3 protein-coding genes are annotated in these 2,507 nt (G+C 61.1%); 2 read left to right on the top strand and 1 reads right to left on the bottom strand.

The window, feature by feature from the left end; all coding sequences use genetic code 11:
• Positions 1 to 718 (top strand): sulfatase-like hydrolase/transferase (locus tag VGN46_RS20300; RefSeq protein ID WP_331646644.1); only part of this gene is annotated, 718 nt, incomplete at its 5' end.
• 57 nt (positions 719 to 775) lie between these two features.
• Here VGN46_RS20300 and VGN46_RS20295 read toward each other — a convergent pair.
• Positions 776 to 1,792 (bottom strand): hypothetical protein, encoded by a 1,017-nt coding sequence (locus VGN46_RS20295; RefSeq protein WP_331646642.1) that lies wholly within the window; start codon positions 1,790 to 1,792, stop codon positions 776 to 778.
• 223 nt (positions 1,793 to 2,015) lie between these two features.
• Between VGN46_RS20295 and VGN46_RS20290 the strand changes: the two genes are divergently transcribed.
• A partial coding sequence (locus VGN46_RS20290) for an LTA synthase family protein (protein ID WP_331646640.1) occupies positions 2,016 to 2,507 on the top strand: 492 nt, incomplete at its 3' end.

Genomic DNA, 2,507 nt, shown 5'->3' with positions numbered 1-2,507 from the left:
TAGCGCGATGACCGACCAGATCATGGCGCAGCTGAAGAGTGATGGCCCGCCGCGCTTCGTCTTTGCGATCAGCATGGAAGCGCACGGCCCGTACGACAAGTCGTACATCGAGGACACGGCCGAACGCGATGCCATCCCCGTGCCTGAAGGCATCAACGACGACGACAAGCTGAAGCTGCGCAACTACATCTACCACATGCGCCATGCCGACGCGGAACTCGGCCGCTTGGCCGATCTGCTCAAGCAGCGTGAGCGCCCCACCCTTCTGTTGTTCTACGGCGACCACCTCCCGGCACTGACCGATACTTACGCCAAACTGGGTTTTACCAGTGGCAAGGACATGCTGGCGCAAACCGTGCCGTACATCCTTATCGATGTGCACGGCGATGGCCCCGCACCGAAGAACGGTGACCTCGCCGCGTGGATGCTTCCCGGCCGCCTGATGGAAGACGCCGGCATACATGACGATGCGTATTTCGCACTGACCCAGGTGGTCGCAGGGCAGTTGGCTGCACTGACCCACGCGCCGGATGCACCCGAGTCGAAAGAAATCGGCAACCTAAAGTACACCGACGTTTCGATGGGCAACGTCGCCATGCTGCGGATGAAGCGCAGGCTGGACCCGCTCGTGGCGCAGTTCAGCCCACCCGACGCGCAGGTACTTGCACGCCGGGCTGACCACTCCGAAGAAGACGCCTCCGCCGGTGCGCACGAGTAGCGGGATCGAGCGCCACCTGCTGCTCACGATTCGATGCACCAGGACCTCAACTCAGCGCTATGGAGACGGAACCGACCCGACGCCGGCCTTCGCCTCGTCCTCGTGATAGGTCAACGGCCCACCACCGGTAGGTGTGACGCCGGCAGGCCGATGTAGAACAGGCTGGCTCGCTTCGTCCTGCTGATCTTCCGGATGGAAGGTGAAAAGCGGCAGGCGCGGGTTTTGATTAAAGCGAAGTATCCATAGAGTACGCCCGGTGACCGCTCGATAATCCGCCTGCAAGGCCCGGGCATTGTCAAGTCCGATCCCTGATACTTCCTTGTGTTCCGGATCGAAATTATGGTGTTCCGGATCGTAATACAGCGCTTCGATCGGGAGGGCTGTGGGCAGCCCCTCGGGCCAGTTGCTGATCACCTGCTCCGAATAGCGAACATCCAGCTGTTCAAGGGCCCCACCCTGGCGCGCCAGAATGCTAAGCAGGAACGCACGCCAGTTGGTTGCGAATGAGCAGCTGTGCATCCACCTTCCAACACTACCGTTGGGGGCGTCAACAAAGTGACGGGCGTATTTACTAACCGTATCAATACCCTGCTCTGCACAAGGTTCTGATCCGACAATCTCCTCGTTCTTGCCGCATCCGTGAATACCGCGATTTGGCCCCGTCCAGCCGTCAAACGTGAACGAACAGTACATGGCCAGCGGGCGACTGCCCCCTTGCCCCCATTCGCTAGCGGGGCCGAGGATGTACCCGGCGGGGTGAAACGTACGGCGATCACCGGAGTAGTAATGCAGATAGCTGAAGGATACGCCATCGTAGTTCGGATCTTGGCGGTTGTTCCAAAAATGGTATAGCGGATTCCAATAGATCGCCCGGTATATTACGCCCGCGCAGAAATAGGCCGGCTTTTCGCCAGCACACTCGACGGTCCGCGACTGATAGCGAGCGTTGATTGCCGCGGCCACCTGCTCGCCGTCCTGGGCGACATGGGAAGCTGGCATGCGCACCTGCGGCGAGCACGCGGCGAGCACGATGCAGGCGAGCAGGAAAAGGTAGAGCGTAGGTAGCCGAATCATAGGAAACCCTCCGTGTCGTGCCCCTGGCGCTAGAAGATCACGGCTGGGGCCTTGAAGACAGGTAGCCAGCGCGAGTATCGCTACCTGGATTCGGCGCGCCTTTCGCAAGTGTCGAATATCTCAACAGAAGAGTGCACAGACGCCCGCTCCAGGACAAAAAAAGGCCTCGCTTGCGAGAGGCCTTTTCCGATGCCGCACTAGGTAACGAAGGACTTAGAAGTCCATGCCGCCCATGCCACCCGGGGCACCGTGGCCAGCGCCGTCGTCCTTCTTCGTCGTCGTGCAGAGCGAATCGTTCTTCGATCCCTCGGTGATCAACGGCCTGCAGGACGCCGACTTCGCACCCAACCTGCACCGCCTTGCGCAGCACGCCAGTTCCGGTCAGTTGCACGTACCGACTTACGGTGGCGGCACCATCCGGACCGAGTTCGAGGTGCTAACGGGCCTGTCGCTGCGTTACTTCCCCACCATGCAGTTCCCCTACCTGGAAATGCACACGGGCGCGATGCCGGGCATGGTCCGCGCGCTGCGTTCCCACGGCTACGAGACCATCGCCGTTCACGGCAACGATCCAGGCTTCTGGAACCGCACGTCGGCGTTCAAGTCGCTCGGCTTCGACCGCTTCGTTTCGCAGACGGCGTTCCCCGCCGACGCGCGGAAGCACGGCGAACTAATGCCGGATAGCGCGATGACCGACCAGATCATGGCGCAGCTG

Origin of the sequence: Luteibacter sp., from assembly GCF_036500425.1 — a bacterium.
GTDB lineage: Bacteria > Pseudomonadota > Gammaproteobacteria > Xanthomonadales > Rhodanobacteraceae > Luteibacter.
The sequence above is the reverse complement of the archived record's forward strand: the minus strand, read 5'-3'. Positions and strand labels throughout refer to the sequence as shown.

What these genes read in the sequence shown, in the direction of transcription:
- VGN46_RS20295 (WP_331646642.1), bottom strand. Translation starts at nt 1,792, where the DNA reads ATGATTCGGCTACCTACGCTCTACCTTTTCCTGCTCGCCTGCATCGTG.